This is a genomic window from Chitinimonas arctica, from assembly GCF_007431345.1.
Lineage (GTDB): Bacteria > Pseudomonadota > Gammaproteobacteria > Burkholderiales > Chitinimonadaceae > Chitinimonas > Chitinimonas arctica.
Genome location: NZ_CP041730.1, coordinates 4,456,619 through 4,482,643 on the forward strand (window position 1 = coordinate 4,456,619; position 26,025 = coordinate 4,482,643).

Below are 26,025 nucleotides of genomic sequence, written 5' to 3' on the forward strand. Positions count from 1 at the left end.
AAACACATTGTTCGCCCCAGTTTTGCTTGGCGGCAATAGCGCGTTGGACCCACGCCTTCCCATCTCGAACAGGACCGTGAAACGACGTTGCGCCGATGATAGTGCGGACTACCCGTGTGAAAGTAGGTCACCGCCAGGCTCCCCATAGAAAACCCCGAACTCGTTGAGTTCGGGGTTTTTGCTTTGGGCGGCACTTAAAAATAAAAATGGTTATTTATCCGAAAGAAGATTCTGCGCTTCTAAGCGAGTAATTGAACAGGAATGCCTAGCATCGCACCGGCAGAGGCCATGCCTCGGTCAAACGTAAACACTGTTGCCTCATGAGCCGCGGCAATCGCCAGATGCAGCCCATCGCTGGCACGAAGCGTTGTTCTCCAGCCCTCGAGCAAGATGACCGCCTGACGATGATCGGCATCATCCACATCGATTCTGTGTAGATGCGGAGAAACGATGCGGCTATAGGTATCGACTACGTCATGCGCAGAAACTTTGCTCAATTGCCGGGTACGAATCTTGACGCCAAGCGCGGACAGAAGTTCGACCTCAGTCCAGCTGCTTATAGCTAGCGGTTCACCAGAACTTACCATGAATGTCTCGGCAGCAAGACTTCCAGCTTCTGGTGTTAGATAGGCAAGCAAGACGCTCGTATCGACGTATCGCATTTAGTAACGGTCACCTTCACGAACGATGCGCATGAAGTCGCCGGCCGGTTGGCTTTGCTGGGGCAGTTTGGCGCGAAACTCGGCTAGGCTCGGTAGTTGCTGCCGTGGCGGGAGGCTGGCAACCAAGCGGACAACGGCACGGCCGCGCTTGGTAATCGTCACCTCCTCGCCCGCCTCGACTAGTTCGATCAAGTGGCTAAGATGCGCTTTGGCGTCCGCTAACTTAAAGGTATGCATGTTGGCTTTGTGACTATCTAGATGGTCTTTTCATGGTAGCAGGAGGAAAAGGCAGGAGCCATCCTACCCAACTCCGTATGCAGAAAGATACGGAAGATTACGACAGCCCGTCCCTGCATGCCAAGCCAGCTTATCCGTTGTGATGGTCATTCCTCAAATGGAGAGCCCGTGCAAATCGTTCCATTGGCCTTACCCTCTGGCCAATCCCAGTGGGTGCAGGCTGAGCCTGCCGGCAGTGAAAACTGTGCTGAAACCAGTGCCCTTCTTAAATACCTCGGGCGCCTTGCGGCTTGGTCCGATTGGGATCTCAGCGGCAGATTACGCGAAGATGCTTGCTTTGAATTGATTGACCGCTTGCCCACGATGCTAAGTGGTCCATCCACGAGCGCCATCCACTCGCTCAGGCTTGCCCGCAACCGCATCGATCCAGTCCGGGCGGTCACGCTAAACACAACGCTTGATAGACTTTCATTTTACGGCTGTCTGGATTGCCTGGATTTGAGTAGCAACCAACTGGGAGACGAGGGCCTGGCGATCTTGATCAAGACGCTTTGCTTACTCAAATTGGCGGAGCTGGATCTAAGCAATAACGGCATCACCGATAACGGTATCTACCTATTGCTGAATGCCTTGGAGGGCGGCCCGCCTGTCCTATGTGCCATGCGCGGCATCGAGAAAATCTACCTGGATGACAATAGGATTACCGCGCAAGGTATCAAACCATTTTCCGATGCGCTCAACGGCGAGACGGCCAGGAAAGAACGCACGCAAATCGAGAATTTGCAATCCGAGAGGCTCTACAACAAAAAATACGCCCATCCATTCACCAGTCTCGGCAAGTTGGGTTTAGCAGGCAACATTGCCGTTGCCCCCAACGATAGAGGCGGTCAAAAGGAATTGGATACAGCTCTTGCTCTTATCGAGCGTGCCTTATCCAGGAATCGCGTCCCGTTCGAAGTCTCGGCGCAGCCCCGCTTGCCGCCAAACCCGGGCGAGCTACCCGCCGGACAGATCGGCGTACGCCGCAAACAGCTAAACGCCGGGTACGATTGTCGAGCCCGGCTGTTTCGCCGGACCCATAGGCATATAGCCGCCTATCATGCCGAAAAGCACAAGCACCGTCCCCATCCAGGCACCGTTGCCAGCTTGCAAACCTCGGCACAATACTGTGCGTGGACGAAGGCCGCGTTAGCCAGTTGCAAGCAGTTGGCCAAGCAAGGCGACTCGGACCGGGAGCAGTTGTTCCATGCCTTGCTGAATGCCCTGTGCCGTTTGCCACGGATACGTCAGCGACGACCCTGCTGCTTTCTTCCCTGTTCAAGTGGCTTCTCCCTGATACCTGAGGCACTGGGCCGCCTGGAAGCCGACTTGGGCAAGCTCGGCGCCCGGGTCGTAAGTGGCGACCCCGCGTCCGAGCGCTATTTATGGCGGAAAATGTGTCAGAGCCACGCCATTCTCTGGGTTGATGGCTGGTGTACTACCCAACTGTCACACTGGCAAGATATCTCCCCCGCCAGTATGGTGATTCCATTGGGGGAGGGGGTGCAAATCGAGTCTTGGCCGGATTCGGCCACCCGTCCACTCGATATCGAAGCGGGCGAGCCCTACCAGCGAGCCTGGCTGCAAGCGGGCGGCTTGATCGAACGCATCTTTCAGCCGGGCGACGATCCCGCCTATCGCACGCTATTGGCAAGGTATCAGCGCGGTCTTGCCTGGCTCGACTGGGTGGCGGGGCAAGTCCGGGATATCGCCGAGAGCGAGTTGCAGGCTTCGCAGGCCCTCCGTCCCGCGGAAGCGGCCGCGCTGCCGATGGCATTTCAGGCGACGCTCGATGAGCTGGCCGACCTGCTTCGCGCCCGGGCATGGCAAGCACCGTGTTGTTATCTGCTGCTGGCGCCCAATGCAAAGCTCCCGCCGCAACTGCGCGGCAATCTCAATACGCTGGGTATCGAACTTTCCAAGCTGCCCGAGGACACTGGCGCACCAGGCTCGTTGAACCAGGCCGATTTCATTTTATGGGTCAGCACGCCGGCCAGGACAGCCGATGAGACATACCTGAAAGCATGCGAATACGCATGCGAACGCATGCGGCAATACCCCGGCACACTTCTGCCCTTGCTGGTGGCGGACGAGGCGCAGACCAGCCTTCAATCCAGCGATTTCGGCGATGCCTACCCGGAAGCCGTCCGTGCCAGCTGCTGGATCTACGATTTCCGCGATGGAGCGGCTTACTATCGCAAGCTGCTGCAAAACGGGCTGCAAGTCGGTTTGATTCCTGTATTGACCGGCATGCGGACCTACGACGAAGATTACCTGGCCCTGCTGCAGGACTGGGAAACCAAGGAACGGCTGGCTTATGCCGCCAGGCTCGCACCCTGGCCGGCTTGGTACCAGTTCGATGGGCCGGCCGGCCATGCCAGCGCGACGGCATTGAGTCTGCCGCCGATCGCCGGCGAAACCGTCGCCATTTCCATCCCCTCCGTCAAGACCGGACCCGTCATTGACAACATTCCAAATGACTTGAAGGAGGTAATAGCCCAAGTCGCGACCCACCCGATGCTGCATGAGCTGGACTTGAATAGTTGGTCATTCGGTCCGACGGCATTCAGCCTTCTGGTCCAGGCACTGCTTCGGCACCGCGAGCTGCATAGTTTGAAACTCAGGCTCAGCAAGCTCGATGAGACGAGTGCCGGTATGCTGGCGCTTGTTTTGGCGCGCATGAAGTTGCTGACCCGCCTGGATCTGGCTATTGCCCAGCAAGCAGCTTTCTCGCACCACCTGCCCGTTGATTCCCTACTGCCGCAGCAATGCGAAGATATCTTGTCCACGCTGGGGCGAGCCTCTTTGCAGCATCTCGGCCTTTCTTTGCCAGGCGTGCTATTGGCAGGCAATGATATGCGGCCAATCCGGTATCTATTCGACCAGAAGCACTTGAAGTCGCTTTCCTTGAAGATAAGCGGCGAACCGTCAGTTCAACTCAACGTCCGTTTGCTGCGTGCCGTGCCAGGCACGCTCGAAACCCTGCACCTGTCCGACATTCCACTTTCGGCCATGGTGGCCGCCGAGCTACGCGAAACGCTGAAAAGGCTGTCGCGACTGAGCTCTCTCTCGCTCAGCCATTGCATACGACCGACCGATGAGCCAGCCATGCCTGCCGACCAAGCGGTAAGCGGTGTCATCACCGGATGGCTGTCGGCACTGGGTGAAAATGCGCGAATCCAGCGCCTCGAACTTATCGGCAACACGCTGGACTTGGTGCATTGCCGGGATTTGCAGGTCTTGCTGCCACACATGACCGGCCTAAGCCAACTCAGCCTGAGCAATAACCTGCTAGCCGGCGAGGGCGTGGAAGTACTGGCCAAGATGTTGGCCAATATGCAGCATCTGGTTTACCTCGACATTTCCCACAACAAAACCATCTCTACCAGCGCTGACATTTCTACCAGCGCCGACCCGGCATCCGATACGTGCAAATTTGGAGAAAACGCCGTAGCTGCGTTGCTGGAGAATACGCATTTGGCGGCTACGCTAAGCCATCTCGACCTGAGCTGGTATCCACTTGGTCATCTCATTGAACCATTGACGAAGTTGCTGGCGCGCTTGCGGGCCTTAAGCACGCTCCAGCTCAACAGCAATCTATTGGATGACGATGACTGTGGGGCCGTGATGAGTGCGCTGCCTGCTTCGATTGAAGTGCTCAGTCTTGCCGGCAATAGGCTGCGCATATACCTCGATGGCATAAGCAATCGGCCCGCAGAGGCGTGGCTGATTTCCCCCGCAACCCTGCGAAGCAGCCTGGACAACTTATCCCGGCTGGCCGATCTCGATCTATCGGCGAATAGGCTAAACGACGCGGCCGCGGAGATGTTGGCCGAGGTATTACCGCAACTGAACGGCCGCCTGAAGCAGCTGACCCTCAGCCACAACAAAATCAGCGACGTTGGCGCTTCCGCGCTCCAGCAGGCGCTGTCGGGCATGACCCCACTGCCCAAACTTAACTTGGACGGTAACGCGATATTGTTACCACCCCGGACTTTAAACGCGCTGTTCAATGGCTGGAAACAGCGGCGAGCCCTTGAAAAAGCCCGAGCGCATTTTCTGAGTCGCCACGATGCGCCACAGCAACAGGGTGTGTTGACAGCGTTTCGTTATCTTGAAGCACTCGAGCGGAAGTACGACAGCAACGCGGTTGTCGAGCAGATCAAAATCTGGAAATCCGAAATGCACGCCGAGATGGCGTTGATTTACCGGCGACAAACGCAGATAGGCGATCGCCATTGGCGACAACTACGTTTTGCGCCCGCCACTTTCGCCTATCAACAAGCAGCGGAAGTCGCACGCGAAGTCGCACCCCAGGCGGTAGCGGAGTTGGAAAAGCGAATTGCGCGAGCAGACGCGTATCATGACCAGCTGATCCGGTGCCAGCAAATACGGTGGTCGGTACATCTGAACGATTTCCTTGCCGCCACCGGTCGCCTGCTGCGTCGGCGTTACCTGTCCGAACGCTGCTGCATCGTCTGGCAAGCCGAAACAGGCGACCCGGTGGCTGGCGCGGCGCAGCAAGAACGGTTAGCGGAGCTGTGTCGGCTCCTGCAAAAGCTGCAGATCAGATTCATGGTCAACCTTGCCGGTACCCATGTCCCCACCGTCCATATCGACGGGCATATCGCGCGGGCGGATAGTCTTGTCCTGCTCGGTTTGCCGGCGGGTGGCCGAACGACGCCAAACAGCGATGGCGCCCGGCGCAAGAATAGGCAGGATAAGGAAAACGCCGCCATCCAACAGCGCTTGCTGGATAAGCCGGGCACGGTCATTGCCCTGCGCTGGGGGGAGGCGGGGGAGGCGCCGCGGGCAGGGGATTTTCCCATGATGTTCGCCGATGGTCTTGGACGGACACGGCCCCTTGTCCTTCCCGCACAGCACGACTATGGCGTGGCTATAGGCCAGACCTATATCGACTTGGTGACCGGAATAAGCGGGCTCGATCCACACGACCCGGACTATGCCGCGATCGTCGAAACGTTCCGTAGAAAGCGGTGCGTCCAGCACTGGCGCTTTCTACAGGGCACCCGCTTGGACGAAAGCGCCTTGGCGATACCCGTGCCGGCAGGTGTCCCCGCATCGGACGACACCTTCGAGCGATTTATCCAACGGCTGGCACCCATCCTGCGAGGCCGAAAAAAGCCGAGTTGCTATCTCAGTTTTGTCGCCGAGCCGGACAACTCCGCCTTGCGAAAGCGGGTTACAACGCTCCATCGGCATCTGAGCGCCCTGGGCATTGCCGTTGGCCGGTATGGCGACAATAACATCCCGCTGGAGCAGGCCGACCATGTGCTGCTGCTGGGCAGCACCGCATGGGAGGCGCAGCTTGCCGACTCCCATTCGCACATCAGCAAGGAGTTGGCGCTCGCCCTTTCGATCGACCAACAAAGACCGGGCGCCATGATTCCCTTGCGACTGGAAGGAGCGCAGCCTTTTCCTGATGAAGTGGGAGGTGCGGAACGGATACATGGTTGCGACTGCGATGACACTTATCGGCTGGCTTTCGCTTCGCCCTATCATCCCATGGGTATCATCCCCATTATTTTCGGGCTCGATGAGCAAGACGACGATTACCGCGAGCTGTACCAGGAGTTCGAATCGATCGCCAATATCAATCTAATGAAAACGATCATCCAGGCGCAGACCAAGGAAGCACCTGTCGCTTAGCCGCCGGCTGGGACTCAATTCTTCCCCCCGGTTCTTGGCGCCTTACGATTGCTCCAGCGCTGGATGATCTGCTCCAGCGTGCCATCGGCACGTAATTTCGCCAGGCTCTTGGCAAAACGCTCGGCCATGGCCTCGCCACCTTGGCGAAAACCCACGTAGCGCGGTTGGATGGAAAGCGGTGTATCCAGGAACTCGATCTTGTTCTGCAGGCCTTGCTGCAGCGCAAGCGCCTGCAGTAGCAGCTGATCGCCGACGATCAGGTCCACCCGTCCGACGGCAAGCATCGCGGGTAACATGTCCGAGCGGGTGGCGGTGTTGTCCACCGTCAATCCGGCTTGCTCGAATTCGCTGCCATAGGCATAGCCGAACACGGTGGCGATCCGATAGGGCTTGAGGTCGGCTAGCTGCTTGAAGGGAATACGGCAGCCCTTGCGACAGGCGAATACCAATTTACCTTCCCGGAAAGGGCCAACCAGCAGATAGCGGGCCCGCCGCTCCGGCGTGTCGAGAAACTGAAAAGCCAAATCGACCTGGCCGGCATCGAGCAGCCGTTTCAGCCGTTCCCACGGCACCATCTTGAGTTCGTATTCAACCTTGGCATCGTTGAGGATGGTGGTGACCAATTCCACATCCAGGCCGGTAGGGCGTCCATTGCTCGGATCGGTGTAGTTGTAGGGTGGATAGCCTTCCTCGGAGGCGATGCGCCAGACCTCGGCGGCTGCCGGCAAGGTGGCCAGCAGGGAGCCGACAAGGGCGGCGAAGATTGCTAGGCGACGCATGAAGGTTCCCCGGAGCGCGGCAACCTGCCGACATCTGGAGAGTAGGCCATCCCGGCCGGTTTCTGAAGGCGGGATAAATGGGCCGAAAAAAGGCCACCTTCGCAGGCGGCCTTTGGGGGGAGCCGGGTTGGATCAAACAAACAACTTGGTCGCCAACCAGAACAAGCCACCCGCCATGGCGATGGAGGCAGGTAAGGTGAGTACCCACGCGATCAGGATATTGCGCACCGTACTGCCTTGCAGACCGCTGCGGTTGGCCACCATGGTGCCGGCAACGCCGGACGACAGTACGTGGGTGGTGGAAACCGGCAGGCTGAACACATTGGCCATGCCGATGGCGCCCACGGCAATGATCTGGGCGCTCATGCCCTGGGCGTAGGTCATGCCCTGGCGGCCGATCTTCTCGCCCACGGTTTCGACAACCCGTTTCCAACCCACCATGGTGCCGAGGCCAAGCGCCAGGGCAACCGCGATCACCACCCAGGTGGGCGCATATTCGGTGGTGGTGGTCAGATCCTTGCGCAGCTTGTCCAGGTCGGCCTTGTCGCGCTTGGAGAGATCGGGCAGCTTGGAAATCTTCTTGGCGGTATCGTCCAGGCACAGCAGCGAGCGCCGGACCTGGGAGCGGGTGTCGGGCGCCAGGTCGTGATAGTCGCGCACATTACCGACAACCAGCAGCAATTTGCCGATGGTCTGCTGCGTTTCGGCCGGGTCGCACTTGAACTTGGGCGGCATTTCACTGACGTTATTGCCTGGCTTGCTGGCGGGGAACTGCTGCGCCAGCTTGGCTTCATTGCTTTGGTAGAAATGCTGCAGATAGATGGCCGCATCGCGCGTGCGCTCGATCTGATAGGTGGTGGCGTCCACATCCAGGGCGAACTGGGTCGGCACAATGCCGATCAACACCAGCATCATCAGGCCGATGCCCTTCTGGCCGTCATTGGAACCGTGCACAAAGCTGACACCCATGGCCGATAGCACCAGGGTCAGACGGCTCCAGAAGGGCGGGTGCTTCTTACCGTCCAGCGCGCGGCGGGTTTCCGGCGTCTTGTGCATTTTGGAAAGCGGCAACATGCGCAGGAAGAAAGTCAGCAATAGCGCGGCCAGCAAAAAGCCCAGGGTGGGCGAGACCACCAGCGACAGGGCGATGTCCATGGCCTTCTTCCAGTTGATGCCTTCCGCCAAGGGGATGCCGGTAATCAGGGCGTTGGCGATACCCACGCCCAGGATGGAGCCGATCAGGGTATGCGAACTGGACGCGGGAATGCCGAAATACCAGGTCCCCAGGTTCCATAGAATCGCTGCGCTCAGCAGCGAGAACACCATGGCCAGGCCGTGGCCGGTATTGACGTTGATCAGGAGTTCCACCGGTAGCAGGTGGACGATGGCATAGGCCACGCCCACGCCGCCCAGCAGGACGCCCAGACAGTTGAAGATGCCAGACATGACAACCGCCTGCTTGGGCGGCATGGCCTTGGTATAAATCACCGTGGCGACGGCATTGGCGGTGTCGTGAAAGCCATTGATGAATTCAAAGGCCATCACAAAACCAAAAGCGAGTACGAGGCTGGCGGCAATCCAGAAATCCAGCCCGGCGAAGAAGTCGAACATAAGTATTTATATGGTTTTTGAGGATAGCCCGAGATTATCGCAGCAAAGTCCCCTTCCTTGCGCAAAACCGCACGGTGCCTTTGCATGCCATGCCCGGAGCATATTGTTGGCAGCGCTTGCGCGCGGCGGACGGTTCCAGTCCCCAGGCCATTCATCGCATTCGGCTGCAGCTTGTTCCACAAGCTGGGCAAGAGAACAAGCTACCGAAATTGGCAAATCTCACCGTGCAAATGCAGACCCTTCACAAGATCGCAATAGGGGGTTTGCCGCATAGTTCTTCCACGCAACACACCGGTTTGCCATGGCGTGGGTGGTACCGATGCCAACGGTGGGTATGCGGTCCTTGCTTGGGGGCACAGGCTGTTCTGTGCGGCGAAGCATTGGCTCAATAAAAACTGGAGACAACTCAAATGGCATCACCGATTAGAAGGCGCAGCCTGGTCGCGCTACTGACAAGCTGCTTTGCCACGTTTAGCTATGGCGCCGCATTGCCCGATCAGCACCCCGTGCCCTTGGCCAAGCAAGCGGCGCATAGCCATGCCGGCGCCGAGCCGCAAGCTCCCCGCTTCCGCCAAACGCTGCCACCTAGCGCGGAACAGGCACTGTATGACTTGCCGGAGTCGAAGAAGCCGCGCCGCGATCTATTGGATCCAAGCGTCCGCCAAACACTGGCAAAGGGCAACGCGACGGCCATGGCCGCACCGGTGGAATGCCAGGACATGGAACGCCTGATCAGCCACAGTGGCAACGAACTGGCCAACTATATCGTCAATCTGCCCGACTACGAATGCCACTACGGCCTCTTTTCCTTGAACGCCCAACAGGCGGCCAGGGCGTATTCGCCGGCCAATCTCAATGCCGTAGCCAGCCGCTTCGTGCAAGAAGCGAATGGCTACGACGCCAGCAATCGTGCCCTGGTGAATCTGCTGATCTACCTGCGGGCAGGCTATTACCTGGCAAGCTCCGATGTAGTGGCCGAACCGCCGGCCTCGCTGCTGGGTGTGATGCGGCCCGCCATCAAGGGCTTGCTGGATGGCCGCACCCTGTTCAAGGCCAATGCGCAAGGGAGAAGTACGGCGGGTGAAACGCTCAAGCTGATCACCAATATGCACGACGAGGCTTATTACCTGCCCAGCGTGCGTAGCCTGGTGTTGCGCTATACCAATAGCGCCACCCGTCCGAACGCCGTGGAAGGATTGCGGGAATACACGGCCGGCGCAGGCTTTACCGGCGTATTGACCGTATTCTACTACGCCAACGGCCGTCCTGAAGGCAAGGCCATCCTGTCCAACGACCCCAACTACGCTACCGCGCTGTATACCTTTATCAAGAATAACAAGACCGCATTACTGGGCACCAACGACGCATTCCAGCTCAGTGACGCGGCGCGCGAAACCTTCCGCTTCTTCCAGTACCCAACGCTCAGGGGCACGGTCAAGCCCATGGTGCAGGCCACGTTGGCCAGTTCCACCATGACCGGCAACGATATGGAGCTATGGTTGGCGGCGGCGGAAGCGGTCAAGTACTACGACGAAGCGAATTGCAGCGAGTACGGCACCTGTAATTACGAGACGCGTCTCGCCGATGCGGTACTGCGGTTTACCCATACCTGTAGCCCGAGTCTCCGTATCCGGGCACAGGAAATGACGCCCGAGCAGATGCAGGCGTCCTGCTCGCTGCTGGAGGGCGGGGAAACCTACTTCCATCGGATGATGAAGACCAACAAGGTGCCGGTGCGCGACGACAACAACACTTCCCTGGAAGTGGTGGTGTTCGACGATTACAGCAATTACAACAAATTCGCCGGCGTGATCTTCGGTATCAGCACCAATAACGGCGGCATGTATCTGGAGGGGGATCCTTCCTACAGCAACAACCAGGCGCGCTTTATCGCGCATGAGGCATCCTGGCTGCGGCCGACCTTCAAGGTATGGAATCTGGAACATGAATACATCCACTACCTTGATGGCCGTTTCGATATGCATGGGGATTTCGGCGATGGCACCGTCAAGCCGACGGTCTGGTGGATAGAAGGCATCGCCGAGTATCTGTCGCTGAAGAACAACAACCAGGCATCCATCGACGCGGCAAGGACGGGCAGGTACCGGCTTAGCCAGATCTTCGGCAATACGTACTCCATGTCGGACTACACGGCACGTGCGTATCGCTGGGGTTATATGGCGGCGCGCTTTATGATGGAACGCCATCGTAGCGACGTGGATGCGGCCATCGCCAAGTTCCGTGTCGGCGACTATGTTGGCTATCAGACACAGATGGACCAGATCGGCACCCGTTACGACAACGAGTTCGCCAGCTGGGTGCAAACCGCCAGTACCACGGGCGAGCCACCGCTACCGGGCAACCCCAAGTTGCCGGCCTGCAGCTCGAACAACTACCTGGGTAAGGGTTGTGCCCTGGTCAATTTGTCGGCAAGCGACCGCAAGTATGGTTATATTCTGCTGCCTGCCGGGGCGAAAAACCTCAAGCTATGGACCGATGGCAATTCCGGCGATGTCGATCTCTACGTGGGGCTGGACCGTTATCCCACCCCGACCTCCTACGATGTGGCCTCATCCAGCGTAGGTAACGACGAAAGCGTATCGATTGCATTGCCCACCAGCGGAAAGTGGTATTACATTCTGTTGAATGCAAGGCAGCCGTTTACTGGCGTAGCCATCAACGCCAGCTACGATTGATGTGACGGGTTCCCGGCGGCGACGCCGGGGAACAGCAAGTCCATGAAGCCACTGACCTGGGTCGGTGGTTTCTGCTTTGCAGACTGCGGATAACCGGTGCGAATGTGGAGTCTTCCCTATCATGTCTGTGGGTAATCGACGAACCGTTTACGACCGCTATATCGTATCTGATCTGAATGACACACTTTTTGTCGAGTCCCTGTTCGATAGGCTGCCCGATGTGGTGTTTTCGGTGAAGGATACGCAAGGGCGTTACGTAGCCATGAGCGGCGCCTGCGTGCCCCGCTGCAGCCTGCGCGACAAGCGCGATGCCATCGGCAAGACCGCCTATGACCTTTTTCCCAACCATATGGCGGACCGTTACAGCGTGCAGGATGCCGCCGTGTTCTGCCGTGGCCGGCCGGTGGTCGATAATCTGGACCTGACCGTCTACAACGACAAGCGCACCGGCTGGTGCCTGTCGAACAAGCAATCCGTCTACGACAAGCAGGGTAAGTTGCTGGGCTTGATCTGCATTTCCAAGGACCTTACCGAGTTGACGCGCGAGGGCTTGATCAACGAACGCTTCGCCCAGACGGTCGACTTTATCCAGGCCAATTACCATCGGCAGCTATGCCTGCAGGAGCTGGCCGAGGTGGCCGATCTCTCGGTAGCCCAGCTCGATCGGCGCATGAAGCGGGTGTTTCATATCAGCACCGGCGAGTTCGTCCGGCAGACCCGCCTGGATGCGGCCATCCATGCCATGGTGAGTACCCAGCGTGCCTTGGCCGATATCGCCGTGGAATGCGGTTTCTTTGACCAAAGCGCGTTTCATCGGCAATGCCGCCAATCGGTGGGCATGAGTCCGCGCGCGTTGCGCATGCAGGCCAAGGGCTAGGGCGGCCGAGTCGCCTCGCCGTTCTCATCCATCCGTGTTTTCCGCATTTCATGCATCTCCCGGTGCTTTGTGTCGCGCCGGTCTCGTGGCCCACCGTTGCGCCGACTAATCTCTGCCCTGTCGAACCCCGCCACCTGTCGCGTCGCCAATAGGACGACCCGCATGGAGAGGGACATCATCACACCAGGGAGAAACAGCTCATGTCCAGCACCGAATATATAAGCAATATCAGCAAGGAAGCTACGGTCATCCGCAAGCCACGCCGTGGCGGCGGCTGGTTCAGAAGCCTGCTGCTGCTGGCTTTATTGTCCCTGCTGGCCGCCTTCGCGCTGGTCGCCGCCAGCCACGGCAATATCGTGGTGGATATCAACGGCGAGCCACTGAGCCAGCTGGAGATCGTCACGGCCAGTGCGGGCGGGATATTTGTCGCCGCGCTGGCCATCGCCCTTGCCGTGCTGCTGGTCCTGGCCTCCATGGCCGGCGTGGCCGTGGTGCTGATTCTGATCATGGCCGCACTGTTTGTGACCATGGTGCTGGCCTTGTCGCCGGTCTGGCTGCCCGTGGTGGCGTTGATCGGCGTGGGCTGCTGGATGTTGGGGCGCAGCCGGTAGAGGTGCGGTTGCGCTGAGTTTGCATGCCGGTCCGGCTGGGGGCTTTCAAGGATGCCGACTATGTGGCTCCGTATAGAACTTCGATTTCTGGTATGTTAAGGTAATACCTTAACCTACTTCAAAGAGGCCGCCATGACTGCTACTGTCATTCGCCCGGTGGCGATCAAGATTGACGAGGACATCAAAGCACGTGTGAAGCGTTTGGCCGAAGCTCGCCATCGCACGGCCCACTGGCTGATGCGTGAGGCGATCACCCAGTACGTCGAACGCGAAGAGAAGCGAGAAGCCTTTCGGCAAGATACGCTCAAGGCGTGGGAAGAGTACCGCAGCACTGGACTGCATGTAACGGCCGATGAGGCCGATGCTTGGCTGGCCGAGCTCGAACAAGGCAATGACATCGAGCCGCCGGAATGTCACGTCTGATCTGGTCGCGACAGGCGCTGCTCGATGTGCAGCTGCTCTATCGCTTCCTCGCCGGCAAGAACATCGATGCTGCTAAGCGCGCCGTCAAAGCTGTGCGGCAAGGAGTGATAGTGCTGGGGCACCAGCCAGGTGTCGGCCGCCCCATCGAGGATATGCCAGAGGAGTTCCGGGAGTGGGTGATCGATTTCGGTGACAGCGGCTATGTGGCGCGCTACCGCATCGACCCGGATGCCGTCACGATTCTCGCCGTGCGGCACCAAAAGGAGGTGGGCTTCTGATGGGCTCGGTAACAACACTCGTTGGCATACCGGCTTACATGATGTAAGAATCCCCTTCCTCTACCACTCGAGCCCTGGTCCATGCCGAACAAACCACTGCGTCACCTCGTCCTCTTCGCTTTCAAGCCACAGGCGCCGGTCGCCGAACTGGTGGCGGCGCTTTATGCGCTTCCGGCCGCGATCGAGGAGGTACTTAGCCTGGAAGGCGGCGAAGACGTCAGCCCCGAGAATCTGGCCCAGGGCTATACCCATGCGTTTCTGCTGACCTTTGCCGATCCGGCGGCACGTGACCGCTATCTGGTTCACCCTGCCCACGTCCAATTCGTACAGATGGTCCAGGAATGGGCCGCCCAGGTGCTGGTGTTCGACTATTTCGCGGAATAGCGCCAAGGACCAAGACGGGACGTCCGGCTTTGCGTATGCTGACGGGCTGTTTTTAGATTGCCGACCAGGCGGGTGAGCATGAAGCATTACAAACTCGACAAGCACCAGATTCGACCCTTGGCGCTTGGCCATGGCTTGGCCATGGTGACCGATATGATCACGGTGGAGGGCTATCCGGTCAGCTATATGTATCGCGATGAGCCGGAAGATGCCGAGGATAGCGGCTGGCGTTTCTTCGCCGGCAACGAAAGCGATGCCTACCTGGACAATCCCAAGCATTTCAGCTTGCTGGACGTGAATATCATCGCCAATTACGACGAAACCATCATCCCCTTGCTTGGCTCGCCGGTAGGCGCCGCCTTCGACAAGGGTGAAGAAGGCGATACCTTTTACGACGTCAGCGAGTAATCCGGTTTAACCGCACTTGCCGACGACGGCTGCGGTAGCGATCAACTCTTCCAGCAAGGCGAGCGACATGCGCCCGCCGATGGCGAAGGGGTCCAGGCCTGGCTTTTCCGCGTACTTGAGCAGGGTGGATGGATTGACCTTGCTCAGGTTCACCTGGCCCATGGTCCAGCTGGAAAACAGCCGCTCGGAAATCTCCTCGAAATACAGCAGCTCGATATCGCAGTGGCGAGGGTCGCGGGCGATCCGGTGGTAGAGCGCCGATACTTCCCGGCGCCCGCCTTCCAGTACCTGCAGGAAGATATCGCCGCTGAAACAAAGAACGCCGGTGATGCCATGCTCGGGGTTGTGCTTGCGCGACTCGGTCAGGATCGATTCCATCGACTCGGCGCAATGTGGCTTGCTGGCGTGGCTGGCGTAGAGCAGGCGTACGAGCATGTTATGGCTTCCTCAGGATTTCTTGTTGGGCAGCAGGGCAAGGAATTCGCGGCGTAGGCTGGAATCCTTCAGGAAGGAACCGCGCATCACGCTGTTGATCATTTTTGCTTCCATATCCTTGACGCCGCGCCAGTGCATGCAGAAGTGATCGGCCTCCATGACGATGGCCAAGCCGTCTGGATTCATCTTGTCCATCAGTAGATCGGCGATCTGGGTGACGGCTTCCTCCTGGATCTGCGGGCGGCTCATGATCCATTCCGCCAGGCGGGCATATTTGGACAGTCCGATAAGGTTGGAGTGCTGGTTCGGCATGACGCCTATCCACAATTTGCCGACGATGGGGCAGAAGTGGTGCGAGCAGGCGCTGCGCACGGTGATGGGGCCGACGATCATCAGCTCGTTCAGGTACTCGACGTTGGGAAACTCGGTGACGGCCGGCTGTGCCTGGTAGCGGCCCTTGAATACTTCGTTCAGGTACATCTTCGCCACGCGGCGGGCGGTATCCTGGGTGTTGTGGTCGCTTTCGGTATCGATGACCAGGCTATCGAGCACGGTCTTGAGGCCGGCTTGTACTTCCTCCAGCAACAAATCCATTTCACCGGGTTCGATAAAGGCCGAGATATTGTCGTTGGCGTGAAAACGCTGCTGTGCCGCTTTGATGCGCGCACGGATGCGGGCGGAGACCGGTTGCTGTGGCGCCGGGTCCGCGCTTGGGTGGGTGGGGGCGTCGCTGTTCACGCGTTTCTTCCTGTTCTTGGCTAACGGCTGGTGCGGCATGATGAGATAGCTTTGGCGTACATATTGCGGCGGGGCGGTGCTCAGCCGCCCGTGAGTTGGGCCACGGTGGCGCGAAGTTCCGCCAGCTCGGCTTCCAGGCGGCTTACCCTGGCTTCGAGGCCCGACGCCGGCGTGCCAATGCCAACCGGGCTGGCCGGCGATTCGATTGCCGGTTCGCCCGCAAGCAGCTGGGCCCAGCGATTTTCGCGCGAGCCGGGTTGGCGTGGTAATTCGCGTACCAGGCCGCCGTCCGGCCGTTCGGCAAGTTCCTGCAGAAAACCTTCCACCGTCGAGATATCGGCAAACTTATGCAAGCGCTCGCAGTTGATGCGCAATTCGCCGGCGGTTTGCGGGCCACGCAGCATCAATACCGTCAGGATAGCGGCGGATTGGCTGGGAATGCCAAGGACGCGTTCGAAATTATGGGCATACCGGGTGACCCGCCCGCCGCTGCTTTCCATCACCAGGCTGTGGTGCCTGAGCGTGGCGATGGCTTCGGCAATATCGGCTTCGCTGGCGTCCATGACCGGATCGCGGCTGGTCTTCTGGTTGCAGGCCGCCGCCAGCGCATTGAGCGAGAGCGGATAGGTGTCGGGCACGGTACGCTGCTTTTCGACCAGGGCGCCGAGCACGCGGGTCTCCAGCGCGGATAGGGTGGGGAAGGCGTGGGAAGGGGGCATCTTGCTTGTCCGCGATCAATCGAAGTACGGATTATGCCCGTCCCGATGGCATGGCGCGCGGTACACCGCGCGCCATGCCTTGGCTCAAGGATCGATCAGGGTGACCGTGGCGGTGGACAAGCCGCCCTTGCCGTCGCTGATGGTGTAAGTGAAGGTGTCCTGCAAAAAGGTATGCGCCGGGACGAAGTAGATGTTCTTGCCGCTGATGCTGACGGTACCGCTACCTCCGACCGGTTGGGTAAGGCTGACGATATCGGTGGTGTCGCCGTCCGGATCGCTATCGTTCTCCATGACCGCGATAAAGCGAGGGAAAACCCCGCTGACCGAATAGCTGTCGTCGCGCGCCATGGGCGCGGCATTGGCGCTGCTCAGTACCAACACCCGCACGGTGGCACTGGTCTGGCCGCCACGGCCATCGCTGACGGTGTAGCTGAAGCTGTCTTCGCCGACAAAGTCGGTGGCCGGCGTGTAGCGTACCTGGTTGCCTTGTACCTGCGCGCTGCCATGGGCGGGCGTGGCGACCGTCAGCGTAAGGGCGTCGCCGTCGGCATCGCTGTCATTCGCCAGTACGGCGATATCGACCGGCTGGTTGCGTCCCGTGGTGGCGTTGTCATTGCCGGCCTGCGGGGCACGGTTGGGGCCGCTTTGACCCGCGCCGATACGGACCGTGACATTCCCGGTGGCCGTGGCGCCGTGGCTGTCTTCCACGGTGTAGCTGAAGGCGACTTCGCCATTGAAGGCGGCCGGCGCCTGGTAGACCAAACGATTGCCGTCCAGGCTCACCTGGCCCTGGCTGGGCGCGCTGACCGAAACCAGCTTGAGCGTGTCGCCGCTATCCGGATCGACGTCATTGCCGAGTACAGCGAATGCGGTAGTGCTGCCCGCCAGCACGTCATAGCTATCGGCCACCGCCTGCGGTGCGCGATTGGTCCAGCTGCGGCTGCGGCTTTCCGTGCGGGTTTCTTCCTTGCTGCGATAGACGTCCACCGTGCGCTTATGCGTTGCCGGTGTGCGCAGGGCCAGGCGCAACCACACCGGCTCCTGCTCGACGACTTCGCGGCGGTAGCTGAGCGGTGCTTCTTCGGCCAGCAGTGTCTGCGCAGGCACGGTGATTTCTTCGTCCTTTTCCAGCACGCTGACGAATTCCAACTCTACGCGGCGGTTCTTTTCGCGCGTAGCGGCTTCCGCCGGATACTTGGGTTCGCGTTCGCCCTTGCCTTCCAGAACCACCACGTCGGCCGGTACAGCGCCGTTGGCGAGCAGGTATTCGCGCACCGCCTCGGCCCGCTTGATGGAAAGCTTCATATTGACGGCGTCGCTACCCAGGTCGCAGGTATGGCCGACGATATGGATATTGCCCTCGCGGCCGCCGTTCTTGAGCAGCGCGGCAACCTTGTCCAGCTCGCTGCGCGCGACATCGGTCAGGGTGGTGCTGCCCAGCAGGAAGAATGCATCGCTGCGCATACTGGCCGTGGTCTTGACCAGCTTGTGTTCGGTACGGGCCGGAATCACCTTGGGCGCCGCGACGGGCCGCGTTTCGGCGACCATGCGGTAGAGCCGTTCAGGCTGGGAGTTGGGTTTGCCGAAGCTATAGCGGTAGCTCAGCACGGCCCGGTTATCGTTGCGCTTGATTTCCGCTGCGCCGGTCTTGCGGCTGTGTTCCAGCTGCAGCGCGATGCTATGCGGCGTGCCGATAAAGAATTTCTCCGCCGCGACGGACAGGCTGCTCTGGCGCGCATCCTGGCGGCCCCACTCGTAATCGAAGCCGCTGGTGATACGCAGGCCGTTGTCGGCGAAATAGTGGCCGACCCGCAAACCCAGACCATACTCGTAGGCCCGTTCGAATAGCTTGGTCGTGGTGGTGGTGGTCACGGTATCCAGGTAGGGCCGGCCCGCTACGTTGCCGGCTTGCTCCGTCACCGTACTGATACTGGCTTGCTCCAGCAGGCGCTTGCCGCTCAAGCCATGGCTGAGATAGAGGTTGCCGAACCAATCGGCTTGCTCCAGGCCGGTACCGACGGTCAACTTGCGGTCATGCTTTTGATTCTGGTCGAGGGCGATAAAGTACTTGCGCACTTCATCGTTGACCGAGCGGTGGTAGCTGAGCTGCAAACCGCCGGCGGATTGCGAAAACCAGCCCTCACCCAGCCAGGCGCTGTCGCTGCCTTCATGCAACACACCCATCAATTCGCCCTGGAAATGGCCGCCACGGGCATAGCCCACGGAGATGCGCGCCGTTTCGCCGATGAGCTGCAGGGCGCCTTCGCCCTGCGTGGCGGGTGGCGTATCGGCCAGGGCGGCAAGGGGCGCGAGGAGGGCGGTCAGCAGCAGGGGGAGACGGGGGCGGATCGTACGGGTGAGCATGGTCGTCGGATGTTTTTTATAGTGTTGGCCCGCGTGCGGGGCGAAAGGCCCGCATCTTACCAAAGTAAATTCGCGTTTAGCGTGAACTTATATGCCAACTGCAAACCTTTGCAGGTTACGGATCGCTCGCGCGGGTCTTGTGTTCAGCCTTTCCGCCGAACGGCCATGCAAACTCCTTTGGCGTGAGCCATTTTGATAGGGAGAGGACCCTAGCCACGCAGAGGAGACGCATCGTGCAGACCCACTCCATCTCCGCCGCCGATTCCGAAACCCTGAGCAAGCTGCTCTACCTGTACATCTGGCCGTTCTGGATGTTCAAGGACGTCAGCCAGGGCAATCTGCTGGAGCAGGCCGCCGCCTACCGCTACAACCGCGAGCACCGGATCTACCTGCCGGCCTATATCGTCAAGTGGGCGCTGATATTCGTGCTGCTGCTGGCGACGATCTTCATGCTGGAGGCCTTGGGGCATGCCGGGGTGATGTTGCCGGCCGCATCCAGCCTGCTGGCGGGGGCAACCGGCATGGTCGCCAGCGCGGCCTTGGTGGTGACCATGCAGATTACGGTGGCCTACTTGTTCCTGTGTCACTGGCGATACTGATCGCGCCGCCGGGAGAGGGCTTGGCGTTAGAATGCCGGCACTTACCTTGCCCCTGGATGTCATGAAAATCGATAACGACGCTGTAATCAATGCAACCCGGTTCTGGCTGGAACAAGCCGTTATCGGCCTCAATCTCTGCCCCTTCGCCAAGGCGGTCTACGTCAAGAACCAGGTCCGCTTCGTGGTCAGCCAGGCACGCAATCTCGATGCCTTGCTGGACGATCTGGATCGCGAGCTGGACCTGCTGGCCGAGGCGGATGCCGAGCAGATCGATACCACACTGTTGATTCATCCCTTTATCCTGACCGACTTTCTCGACTACAACGACTTTCTCGATGTTGCCGACGGTGTCGTGGCCGAGCACCAGCTGGAAGGCGTGATCCAGGTCGCCAGCTTCCATCCCGACTACCAGTTCGAGGATACGGAAGCGGACGACATCACCAATTTCAGCAACCGTTCGCCTTACCCGACCTTGCATCTCTTGCGGGAAGCGAGCATAGACCGTGCTGTTGTCGCATTTCCGGAAGCGGCCGATATCTATGAGAGAAACATCGAGACACTGCGCCAGCTTGGGCAGGAAGGATGGGCGAAGCTTGGTCTCGCCAAGGGGAGGCTGGATCAGGCGTAAGCCGTTCGGCGGGAAAATGCAGAAAGGTCTTGCTAAAACGGATTGCTTCGCGTAAAAAGTCTGCTGCAGGCATTTCAAGTAGTAGGTTTACGGCAGTTTTCGTACCCTAGCGGTATCCCGATTCGCCCCTCCTTTGTTTGATAGTCCGCACTTTTTTTATTTATTTCCAACAAGGAAAAGCATCATGGCAACCGGTACCGTTAAGTGGTTCAATGACTCCAAGGGCTTCGGCTTCATCACCCCTGACGAAGGCGGCGACGATCTGTTCGCGCACTTCTCGCAAATTCAATCGAACGGCTTCAAGACCCTGGCTGAAAACCAGCGCGTCTCGTTCGACGTGACCAATGGTCCTAAGGGCAAGCAAGCTTCGAACATCCAACCGGTCGCCTAATCGACCCCTTGGTGTTAGAGAAAAACCCAGCTTCGGCTGGGTTTTTTTACGCCTATCGATCGCCTATCGAATATGAAAAAAGCACCCGATGGTTTCTTCGGGTGCTTTTTGCCGACAAAGCCTTGCTTCAGCTCTTGATGCCCTTGCGCAGCAAGGCGCCCATCAGTCCTTTGGGCTGAACAGGCTGGCCATCTGCGTCCAGGCCGGTGGAGGCCTTGCCGAAGCGATCCGGCACCGTGCTCTTGGCCAGCTTTTCGTTGATCTTCAGGCCGCGCAATTTTTCCAGGTCGGTTTTTTTCATATCGAGGCTCGCTTAGTGATGGCGTCCGGTCGGACGACGCCCGCCGGCTGGGCTGCGGCTATTGTGATTGCCGGCTTGCGCGGCCGGTTGGCGCGATTGGGTTCGGCCACCCTGGCCGGCGCCGGCGCCGCTGGAACCACTTCGGGGTGCGCCGCGACCTTGCCCTTGCCGTCCACCGCCGCCGCCGGAGCGCTGCTGGATCGGTTCTGGCTTGGCATTGGGATCAGGCTCGAAGCCGGGTACGACCTCGGACGGAATCTGGCGCTTCATGACCCGCTCGATGTCGGCCAGCAGTTTCTTCTCATCCACGCAAACCAACGATACCGCTTCGCCGACGGCGCCGGCCCGGCCGGTGCGGCCGATGCGATGCACGTAATCTTCCGGCACATTCGGCAGCTCGTAATTCACCACGTGCGGCAGTTGATCGATATCGATGCCGCGCGCGGCGATATCGGTGGCGACCAGCACTTGCAGCGTGCCCTCCTTGAATTCGGCCAATGCGCGAGTGCGCGCACCCTGGCTCTTGTTGCCGTGGATGGCCAGCGCACTGATGCCGTCCTTGTCCAACTGCTCGGCCAGGCGATTGGCGCCGTGCTTGGTGCGGGTAAAGACCAGGACCTGGAACCAGTTGTTCTGCTTGATCAGGTGGGCCAGCAGCTGGCGCTTCTGGTCGCGGTCCACCGGATGGATCTTCTGCGAGATGGTTTCCGCCGCGGCATTGCGGCGGGCCACTTCGATCAACTCGGGGGACTTCAGCAGGCTATCCGCCAGCAGCTTGATCTCGTCCGAGAAGGTGGCGGAAAACAGCAGGTTCTGCCTGTCCTTGGGGAGGAGGGCCAGGATCTTCTTGATGTCGCGGATAAAGCCCATGTCCAGCATGCGGTCGGCTTCGTCCAGTACCAGGATTTCCACCTGGGACAAGTCCAGCGTGCCTTGCTGGATATGATCGAGCAGCCGGCCCGGGGTGGCGACCAGGATATCGACGCGGCTACGCAGCTGTTTGATCTGCGGATTGATGCTGACGCCGCCGAACATGGTCATGGACGTAAGCTTCAGATATTTGCCGTAATTGCGGACGGATTCTTCAACCTGGGCCGCCAACTCGCGGGTGGGTGTCAGTACCAGTGCACGTACCGGCGGACGGCCGGTGGAAGGGCCCTTCACGCTGCGGTCGCTCAGGCGTTGCAGAATCGGCAAGGTAAAGCCGGCGGTCTTGCCGGTGCCGGTCTGGGCGCCGCCCATCAGGTCGCGGCCGCTAAGCACCACGGGAATGGCTTGCGTTTGAATGGGGGTGGGTTCGGTGTAGCCGAGTTCGGTCACGGCGCGAACGATATCGTCCGACAGGCCGAGAGAGGCGAAAGACATGGGTGAAGCTCCTGCGGGCATCGGCCCTGCCCACGAGGAGCACCAGTCTGTGGCGGATGACGAATCAATGATGAAAAAAAACGGCAACGGGCGCGAAGACTGGAGCACGCCGCGAACTGCGTATTGTACAGTAGTTAGCAACTATACTTTGTCGCAATGCAATAATGCTGTATAATTAATAAGTTACGATGAGAGATCGTGACAAAGCGCGGTGCCATCGGGGCGTCGCGGGCCGGAGCGGGCAGGGAAACACATTAGCTATGTGCCTGTGGCCGGTGGTTGTCATTGAAATAAGGCAAGGGTTGCAACCGCCCGCGTACAGCTAAAGTCACGGCCACAAGCCGATGACGGATGCCGAAAGTAAAAGGAGCGTTCAAATGGGCTGGCTCATCTACCTGTTCCGACGTTGAAGCAGTATCCCGCCATTAGCGGGACCATAAAAAAAGCCGCGACGGCATTGGCCGCGCGGCTTTTTCTTGGGCGATGCCCGGGACTTAGTCCCCCAGCTCGCCAGTTTCGGCCAGTTCCCGTATCCAGCGGACGGCATCCACGTCGGTACTGCGGTAAGCGGCTTTGACATAGCCGGCGTACTTGGCGTCATCTTCTTCGCTGTCCGTCTGGCTGGTTTCCGGAAGCAGGGTCTGATAGCGGAAGCGCACGAACAATTCTCCCTGCGAAGGCTCCTCGATCCGCATGGTAAAACTGCCGCCCTGGTGCTGCTCGCTGGGCGAAGTCAGGAAATGTATCTGCACTTCCGGCTCGAAGCTGACATGGTCTTCCACCCGCAGCGCGCCCAACAGCATTTCGCGCTTCAGCCAGCCTTCGCCCCGCGCCACGATGGCGACATGCTCGACGCCGACCAGGAACTCCTGCGGCTGTTCAACCCGGCGCATCAATCCGCGCCAGAGTTGCGCGCGGCTGATGGGCTCCAGCAAAGGGCTATTCGGGTCGTTGATCTGGATCAGGTGTTCGTAGAGCATGGCGGGCACTTATTCAGTCGATACATTTGGCCTGCGATTATAAAGCTTTAGGCCCACCCGGGTGATATCAAGCCACCGCCGTGCGAACGCGCCGGCCGGCCCAGAATCCTTCCAGCGTATAGAGCAGCAAGGCCGACCAGATCAAGGCGAAGCCGATCAGCTTGGTCTGGTTGAACGGCTCATGCCACAGAAATACGCCCAAGCCCATCTGCAAGGTCGGTCCGATGTACTGCAACATGCCCAGCAAGGTCATCGGTATGCGGCGCGCGCCGGCGGCGAACAACAATAGCGGGATCGCGGTGATAGGGCCGGCCAGCAGTAGCAGCGTTTGTGTTTGCCCATCGCCGGCCACGAATTCGCTCTGGCCATGGAAGACCAGCCAGCCGATGTAGGCGGCCGCGAAAGGCGTAAGCAGCATGGTTTCCAATGCCAGGCCTTCCAGCGCGCCCAGTGGCGCGGTTTTGCGCAGCAGGCCATAGCTGCCGAAGGAGGCGGCCAGCAGCAGTCCTATCCACGGCAGCTGGCCGGCCTGTACGGTAAGCCAGACCACGCCCAATGCGGCCACGCCGATAGCGACCCATTGCCCGCCGCGCAGCCTTTCCTTCAGCAGGAAGTAGCCGAACAGGACATTGACCAGCGGGTTGATAAAGTAGCCCAGGCTGGCGTCCACCACCCGTCCGTCATTGACGGCCCAGATATAGATAAACCAATTGATCGAGAGGACGGCGGCGCTGGCGGCAAAAAATCCGACGACCCGTGGATTGCGCAGCGCCGGCCCCAGCCAGCGCCATTGTTGCCGCACCACCAGCACGACCGATAGGAACACCAGCGACCAGACCATGCGGTGGGTCAGGATCTCCAGTGCCGGCACATGCTTGAGGGCCTTGAAGTAGAGCGGGATCAAGCCCCAGATGAAATACGCGGAGCAGGCATACAGAATGCCGGTTTGCATGAAGGTGGCCTGGTCGGTGGAAGCAGGCATCATCCGCCTTTGCAGGCGATTCTACCCGTTACACGTATCGCGACTGCGGGACCTCTGTACCGGTAGCCGAACTGGACGCGGCAGGCGCTACCGCCTGGCCGGAGCAAGATTCATGCGCGGCAACGGACCGATAAAGCCGATCCCGCCCCTGCGCAAGGGGCTATAAACAGGATAGTCCCCACCCTCGGAGCGCTTTATGACGACCCCTCGCCTTGCCCATGTCCTGGTCGGCCGAGACAGCGGCGTGTATCGCATGGCCTATCGCGAGTGGGGTGATCCGGGCAATGGCCACGTACTGGTCTGCGCGCATGGCTTGACCCGCAACGGTCGCGACTTTGAATACCTGGCGTCGTGCCTGGCCCGGGACTATCGCGTGGTGGCGCCCGATATCGTTGGCCGTGGCGAAAGCGATTGGCTGCATGAGCCGGGCGGCTACCAGTTGCCGCTCTATGTGCAGGATATGCTGGTGTTGATCGCCCGCCTGAACACCGCCGATGTGTCCTGGCTGGGAACATCGATGGGCGGTTTGATCGGCATGCTGCTGGCCGCCTTGCCCGGTACCCCCATTCGCAAGTTGATATTGAATGATGTGGGACCGGTATTGTCCGCCGGCGCGCTGGCGCGGATCGGCGAATATGTCGGCAAGGCGCCGCTGTTTGCCAGCCGCGAAGCGGCGGAGGCCTATATCCGTGCGGTGTCCGCTCCCTTCGGGCCGCATGACGACGCCCAATGGGCATTTCTGACCGATGTCATGCTGCGCGCGGATGCAAATGGCTGGCGACTGAATTATGATCCTGGCATAGCCGTGCCTTTCCAGTCCGCCGTGACGGGAGAGGACATGAACCTCTGGCCGTATTACCAGCGTATCGCCTGCCCGGTATTGCTGACGCGCGGCGCGCAATCGGATTTGTTGAGCGTGGAAACCGCCTGCGCCATGAGCGAGCAGGGCCCGCAGGCGAACTGGGTGGATTTCGAGGGAGTAGGGCATGCGCCTACTTTTCTGCATGCCGGCCAGGTAGCGGCGGTGGACGATTTTCTGCGGATATGAACTGATCCCGGATGGGTTTGAAGCAATGCGCCGCTTGTTGATCCTGCTGGCACTTTTCCCCGGCTTGCTTGCCGCGGCCGAGCCGGACAAATTGGTGTTCGCCCTGCGGCCCTTGCCACCCTATATGGAAGTGACGCCAAACGGCTATGGCGGCTCGCATGTCGAGATAGTGCAGCGCTTGGCGGATCGCCTGAAAGTCAGGCTGGAAATCGTGGAGTGCCCGCTCGTGCGTTGCCTGCGCATGCTGCAGGACGGCAGTGTGGATATCACCATGGGCTTGGCGCCCACGGAGGAGCGATCGGCTTTTTTACTATTTCTGCAGCCACCGTACGCGGCTGGTTCGCCCACCTACTTTTATCTGCGCAGCAGCGAGACCCGCCGGCTGCGCGGTTACCAGGATTTGGCCGGTTTTCGGATCGGTACCATTCGCGGCTTGCGCTATTTCGACGAATTCGACACCGATACGCAATTGAACAAGGAAGAAGTGCCGGATCTGGAAACCAACTTCCGCAAACTGGTCGCCGGGCGTATCGACGTGGTGCCGGTGGGCGCCAATGTGGCGGCCGCCATGCTGCAGGACGGCCAATTCATCGGCCGGGTCAAGCCGGCCGAGTGGGTACGGCCCAATAAGATCATGCGCTATATGTCGCTCGCGCGCGGGTCGCCCTGGGTAGCCAAGGTGGCGCAATTGGAAGCTGCATTGGCGGCCATGGTCGATGCGGGGGAGACGCGAACTATTCTTGAGCGTTACGAGTCTGCCTTCGACGCTGCCTGCCGCAAGGCGAACCGCTGTTGATGGA

Annotated in this window: 25 protein-coding genes and 1 rRNA gene; 14 read left to right on the forward strand and 12 right to left on the reverse strand. The window is 59.8% G+C overall.

The features are described from left to right. Nucleotides 1–25: 25 nt before the first annotated feature. A 5S ribosomal RNA gene (gene rrf / locus FNU76_RS20380) occupies nt 26–139 on the forward strand. Between the two features lie 100 nt (nt 140–239). Here the strand turns inward: rrf and FNU76_RS20385 are convergent. Both FNU76_RS20385 and FNU76_RS20390 read right to left on the reverse strand, forming a co-directional pair. Beyond that, the gene (locus tag FNU76_RS20385; protein WP_144279904.1) at nt 240–662 is read right to left on the reverse strand and encodes a type II toxin-antitoxin system VapC family toxin; all 423 of its coding nucleotides are present in this window, start codon (nt 660–662) and stop codon (nt 240–242) included. After that, entirely contained in the window at nt 663–899 is a 237-nt protein-coding gene (locus FNU76_RS20390; protein WP_144279905.1) for a type II toxin-antitoxin system Phd/YefM family antitoxin, read from the reverse strand. A 498-nt stretch (nt 900–1,397) separates the two neighbouring features. Here FNU76_RS20390 and FNU76_RS20395 point away from each other — a divergent pair, with 498 nt between their 5' ends. Further along, entirely contained in the window at nt 1,398–6,608 is a 5,211-nt protein-coding gene (locus FNU76_RS20395) for a leucine-rich repeat domain-containing protein (RefSeq protein ID WP_179958219.1), read from the forward strand. Nucleotides 6,609–6,622: 14 nt separating this feature from the next. On the opposite strand, the gene FNU76_RS20400 is transcribed toward FNU76_RS20395, so the two are convergent. Together FNU76_RS20400 and FNU76_RS20405 are read right to left on the reverse strand one after the other, a co-directional pair. After that, the gene (locus FNU76_RS20400; protein WP_144279907.1) at nt 6,623–7,387 is read right to left on the reverse strand and encodes a substrate-binding periplasmic protein; all 765 of its coding nucleotides are present in this window, start codon (nt 7,385–7,387) and stop codon (nt 6,623–6,625) included. 132 nt (nt 7,388–7,519) lie between these two features. Continuing rightward, nucleotides 7,520–8,998 carry an inorganic phosphate transporter gene (locus FNU76_RS20405; RefSeq protein WP_144279908.1) on the reverse strand — a complete coding sequence of 493 codons (1,479 nt, stop codon included), beginning with the start codon at nt 8,996–8,998 and terminating at the stop codon, nt 7,520–7,522. Between the two features lie 410 nt (nt 8,999–9,408). Here FNU76_RS20405 and FNU76_RS20410 point away from each other — a divergent pair, with 410 nt between their 5' ends. The 7 genes from FNU76_RS20410 to FNU76_RS20440 all read left to right on the forward strand — a co-directional run bounded on the left by FNU76_RS20410 (nt 9,409) and on the right by FNU76_RS20440 (nt 14,675). Further along, a complete protein-coding gene (locus FNU76_RS20410; RefSeq protein WP_144279909.1) occupies nt 9,409–11,694 on the forward strand; it encodes a M9 family metallopeptidase in 2,286 nt (761 codons plus the stop codon). Between the two features lie 121 nt (nt 11,695–11,815). Next, complete coding sequence (locus tag FNU76_RS20415) at nt 11,816–12,571, forward strand: AraC family transcriptional regulator (protein ID WP_223879114.1); 756 nt, start codon at nt 11,816–11,818, stop codon at nt 12,569–12,571. A gap of 200 nt (nt 12,572–12,771) precedes the next feature. Then, the gene (locus FNU76_RS20420; protein ID WP_144279910.1) at nt 12,772–13,182 is read left to right on the forward strand and encodes a hypothetical protein; all 411 of its coding nucleotides are present in this window, start codon (nt 12,772–12,774) and stop codon (nt 13,180–13,182) included. Between the two features lie 132 nt (nt 13,183–13,314). Continuing rightward, nucleotides 13,315–13,605, forward strand: coding sequence for a CopG family ribbon-helix-helix protein (locus tag FNU76_RS20425; protein ID WP_144279911.1), 291 nt, complete (start codon nt 13,315–13,317; stop codon nt 13,603–13,605). Further along, nucleotides 13,593–13,883 (forward strand): type II toxin-antitoxin system RelE/ParE family toxin, encoded by a 291-nt coding sequence (locus FNU76_RS20430; RefSeq protein ID WP_144279912.1) that lies wholly within the window; start codon nt 13,593–13,595, stop codon nt 13,881–13,883. Before FNU76_RS20425 ends, FNU76_RS20430 begins: the two co-directional genes overlap by 13 nt. A gap of 81 nt (nt 13,884–13,964) precedes the next feature. Then, a complete protein-coding gene (locus tag FNU76_RS20435) occupies nt 13,965–14,267 on the forward strand; it encodes a Dabb family protein (RefSeq protein ID WP_144279913.1) in 303 nt (100 codons plus the stop codon). Between the two features lie 78 nt (nt 14,268–14,345). Continuing rightward, entirely contained in the window at nt 14,346–14,675 is a 330-nt protein-coding gene (locus FNU76_RS20440) for a DUF2185 domain-containing protein (protein ID WP_144279914.1), read from the forward strand. A 6-nt stretch (nt 14,676–14,681) separates the two neighbouring features. On the opposite strand, the gene FNU76_RS20445 is transcribed toward FNU76_RS20440, so the two are convergent. The 4 genes from FNU76_RS20445 to FNU76_RS20460 all read right to left on the reverse strand — a co-directional run bounded on the left by FNU76_RS20445 (nt 14,682) and on the right by FNU76_RS20460 (nt 18,931). Beyond that, on the reverse strand, nt 14,682–15,110 hold the full coding sequence (locus tag FNU76_RS20445; RefSeq protein ID WP_144279915.1) for a BLUF domain-containing protein: 429 nt from the start codon (nt 15,108–15,110) through the stop codon (nt 14,682–14,684). Nucleotides 15,111–15,122: 12 nt separating this feature from the next. Further along, nucleotides 15,123–15,848: a GTP cyclohydrolase I gene (gene folE, locus FNU76_RS20450; protein ID WP_223879115.1), complete on the reverse strand. Its 726-nt coding sequence runs from the start codon at nt 15,846–15,848 to the stop codon at nt 15,123–15,125. An 80-nt stretch (nt 15,849–15,928) separates the two neighbouring features. Next, nucleotides 15,929–16,567, reverse strand: coding sequence for a YceH family protein (locus tag FNU76_RS20455; RefSeq protein ID WP_144279917.1), 639 nt, complete (start codon nt 16,565–16,567; stop codon nt 15,929–15,931). An 84-nt stretch (nt 16,568–16,651) separates the two neighbouring features. Beyond that, the gene (locus tag FNU76_RS20460) at nt 16,652–18,931 is read right to left on the reverse strand and encodes an Ig-like domain-containing protein (RefSeq protein WP_144279918.1); all 2,280 of its coding nucleotides are present in this window, start codon (nt 18,929–18,931) and stop codon (nt 16,652–16,654) included. Between the two features lie 233 nt (nt 18,932–19,164). Between FNU76_RS20460 and FNU76_RS20465 the strand changes: the two genes are divergently transcribed. The 3 genes from FNU76_RS20465 (at nt 19,165) to FNU76_RS20475 (ending at nt 20,549) form a co-directional block, all read left to right on the forward strand. Continuing rightward, nucleotides 19,165–19,530: a hypothetical protein gene (locus FNU76_RS20465; protein WP_144279919.1), complete on the forward strand. Its 366-nt coding sequence runs from the start codon at nt 19,165–19,167 to the stop codon at nt 19,528–19,530. Nucleotides 19,531–19,591: 61 nt separating this feature from the next. Continuing rightward, nucleotides 19,592–20,158 (forward strand): DUF1415 domain-containing protein, encoded by a 567-nt coding sequence (locus FNU76_RS20470; protein WP_144280762.1) that lies wholly within the window; start codon nt 19,592–19,594, stop codon nt 20,156–20,158. Nucleotides 20,159–20,342: 184 nt separating this feature from the next. Continuing rightward, complete coding sequence (locus tag FNU76_RS20475; protein WP_144279920.1) at nt 20,343–20,549, forward strand: cold-shock protein; 207 nt, start codon at nt 20,343–20,345, stop codon at nt 20,547–20,549. A gap of 127 nt (nt 20,550–20,676) precedes the next feature. Here FNU76_RS20475 and FNU76_RS24200 read toward each other — a convergent pair whose 3' ends face one another. The 4 genes from FNU76_RS24200 to rarD form a co-directional block, all read right to left on the reverse strand. Further along, a complete protein-coding gene (locus FNU76_RS24200) occupies nt 20,677–20,850 on the reverse strand; it encodes a hypothetical protein (RefSeq protein WP_179958220.1) in 174 nt (57 codons plus the stop codon). Between the two features lie 12 nt (nt 20,851–20,862). Further along, nucleotides 20,863–22,215: a DEAD/DEAH box helicase gene (locus FNU76_RS20480; protein WP_144279921.1), complete on the reverse strand. Its 1,353-nt coding sequence runs from the start codon at nt 22,213–22,215 to the stop codon at nt 20,863–20,865. Nucleotides 22,216–22,709: 494 nt separating this feature from the next. Next, complete coding sequence (locus tag FNU76_RS20485; protein WP_144279922.1) at nt 22,710–23,195, reverse strand: SRPBCC family protein; 486 nt, start codon at nt 23,193–23,195, stop codon at nt 22,710–22,712. Between the two features lie 67 nt (nt 23,196–23,262). Next, nucleotides 23,263–24,180 carry an EamA family transporter RarD gene (gene rarD / locus FNU76_RS20490; protein ID WP_308418575.1) on the reverse strand — a complete coding sequence of 306 codons (918 nt, stop codon included), beginning with the start codon at nt 24,178–24,180 and terminating at the stop codon, nt 23,263–23,265. 193 nt (nt 24,181–24,373) lie between these two features. Here rarD and FNU76_RS20495 point away from each other — a divergent pair, with 193 nt between their 5' ends. Both FNU76_RS20495 and FNU76_RS20500 read left to right on the forward strand, forming a co-directional pair. Continuing rightward, nucleotides 24,374–25,225: an alpha/beta fold hydrolase gene (locus tag FNU76_RS20495; protein WP_223879116.1), complete on the forward strand. Its 852-nt coding sequence runs from the start codon at nt 24,374–24,376 to the stop codon at nt 25,223–25,225. A gap of 25 nt (nt 25,226–25,250) precedes the next feature. Then, on the forward strand, nt 25,251–26,021 hold the full coding sequence (locus FNU76_RS20500) for a substrate-binding periplasmic protein (RefSeq protein WP_144279923.1): 771 nt from the start codon (nt 25,251–25,253) through the stop codon (nt 26,019–26,021). Nucleotides 26,022–26,025: the final 4 nt, after the last annotated feature.

Excerpts from the sequence above, each read along its gene's own strand:
- FNU76_RS20385 (WP_144279904.1), bottom strand. The coding sequence starts at position 662 with ATGCGATACGTCGATACGAGCGTCTTGCTTGCCTATCTAACACCAGAA.
- FNU76_RS20390 (WP_144279905.1), bottom strand. The coding sequence starts at position 899 with ATGCATACCTTTAAGTTAGCGGACGCCAAAGCGCATCTTAGCCACTTG.
- FNU76_RS20400 (WP_144279907.1), bottom strand. The coding sequence starts at position 7,387 with ATGCGTCGCCTAGCAATCTTCGCCGCCCTTGTCGGCTCCCTGCTGGCC.
- FNU76_RS20405 (WP_144279908.1), bottom strand. The coding sequence starts at position 8,998 with ATGTTCGACTTCTTCGCCGGGCTGGATTTCTGGATTGCCGCCAGCCTC.
- FNU76_RS20410 (WP_144279909.1), top strand. The coding sequence starts at position 9,409 with ATGGCATCACCGATTAGAAGGCGCAGCCTGGTCGCGCTACTGACAAGC.
- FNU76_RS20415 (WP_223879114.1), top strand. The coding sequence starts at position 11,816 with ATGTCTGTGGGTAATCGACGAACCGTTTACGACCGCTATATCGTATCT.
- FNU76_RS20420 (WP_144279910.1), top strand. The coding sequence starts at position 12,772 with ATGTCCAGCACCGAATATATAAGCAATATCAGCAAGGAAGCTACGGTC.
- FNU76_RS20425 (WP_144279911.1), top strand. The coding sequence starts at position 13,315 with ATGACTGCTACTGTCATTCGCCCGGTGGCGATCAAGATTGACGAGGAC.
- FNU76_RS20430 (WP_144279912.1), top strand. The coding sequence starts at position 13,593 with ATGTCACGTCTGATCTGGTCGCGACAGGCGCTGCTCGATGTGCAGCTG.
- FNU76_RS20435 (WP_144279913.1), top strand. The coding sequence starts at position 13,965 with ATGCCGAACAAACCACTGCGTCACCTCGTCCTCTTCGCTTTCAAGCCA.
- FNU76_RS20440 (WP_144279914.1), top strand. The coding sequence starts at position 14,346 with ATGAAGCATTACAAACTCGACAAGCACCAGATTCGACCCTTGGCGCTT.
- FNU76_RS20445 (WP_144279915.1), bottom strand. The coding sequence starts at position 15,110 with ATGCTCGTACGCCTGCTCTACGCCAGCCACGCCAGCAAGCCACATTGC.
- FNU76_RS20455 (WP_144279917.1), bottom strand. The coding sequence starts at position 16,567 with ATGCCCCCTTCCCACGCCTTCCCCACCCTATCCGCGCTGGAGACCCGC.
- FNU76_RS20460 (WP_144279918.1), bottom strand. The coding sequence starts at position 18,931 with ATGCTCACCCGTACGATCCGCCCCCGTCTCCCCCTGCTGCTGACCGCC.
- FNU76_RS20470 (WP_144280762.1), top strand. The coding sequence starts at position 19,592 with ATGAAAATCGATAACGACGCTGTAATCAATGCAACCCGGTTCTGGCTG.
- FNU76_RS20475 (WP_144279920.1), top strand. The coding sequence starts at position 20,343 with ATGGCAACCGGTACCGTTAAGTGGTTCAATGACTCCAAGGGCTTCGGC.
- FNU76_RS24200 (WP_179958220.1), bottom strand. The coding sequence starts at position 20,850 with ATGAAAAAAACCGACCTGGAAAAATTGCGCGGCCTGAAGATCAACGAA.
- FNU76_RS20480 (WP_144279921.1), bottom strand. The coding sequence starts at position 22,215 with ATGTCTTTCGCCTCTCTCGGCCTGTCGGACGATATCGTTCGCGCCGTG.
- FNU76_RS20485 (WP_144279922.1), bottom strand. The coding sequence starts at position 23,195 with ATGCTCTACGAACACCTGATCCAGATCAACGACCCGAATAGCCCTTTG.
- rarD (WP_308418575.1), bottom strand. The coding sequence starts at position 24,180 with ATGATGCCTGCTTCCACCGACCAGGCCACCTTCATGCAAACCGGCATT.
- FNU76_RS20495 (WP_223879116.1), top strand. The coding sequence starts at position 24,374 with ATGACGACCCCTCGCCTTGCCCATGTCCTGGTCGGCCGAGACAGCGGC.
- FNU76_RS20500 (WP_144279923.1), top strand. The coding sequence starts at position 25,251 with ATGCGCCGCTTGTTGATCCTGCTGGCACTTTTCCCCGGCTTGCTTGCC.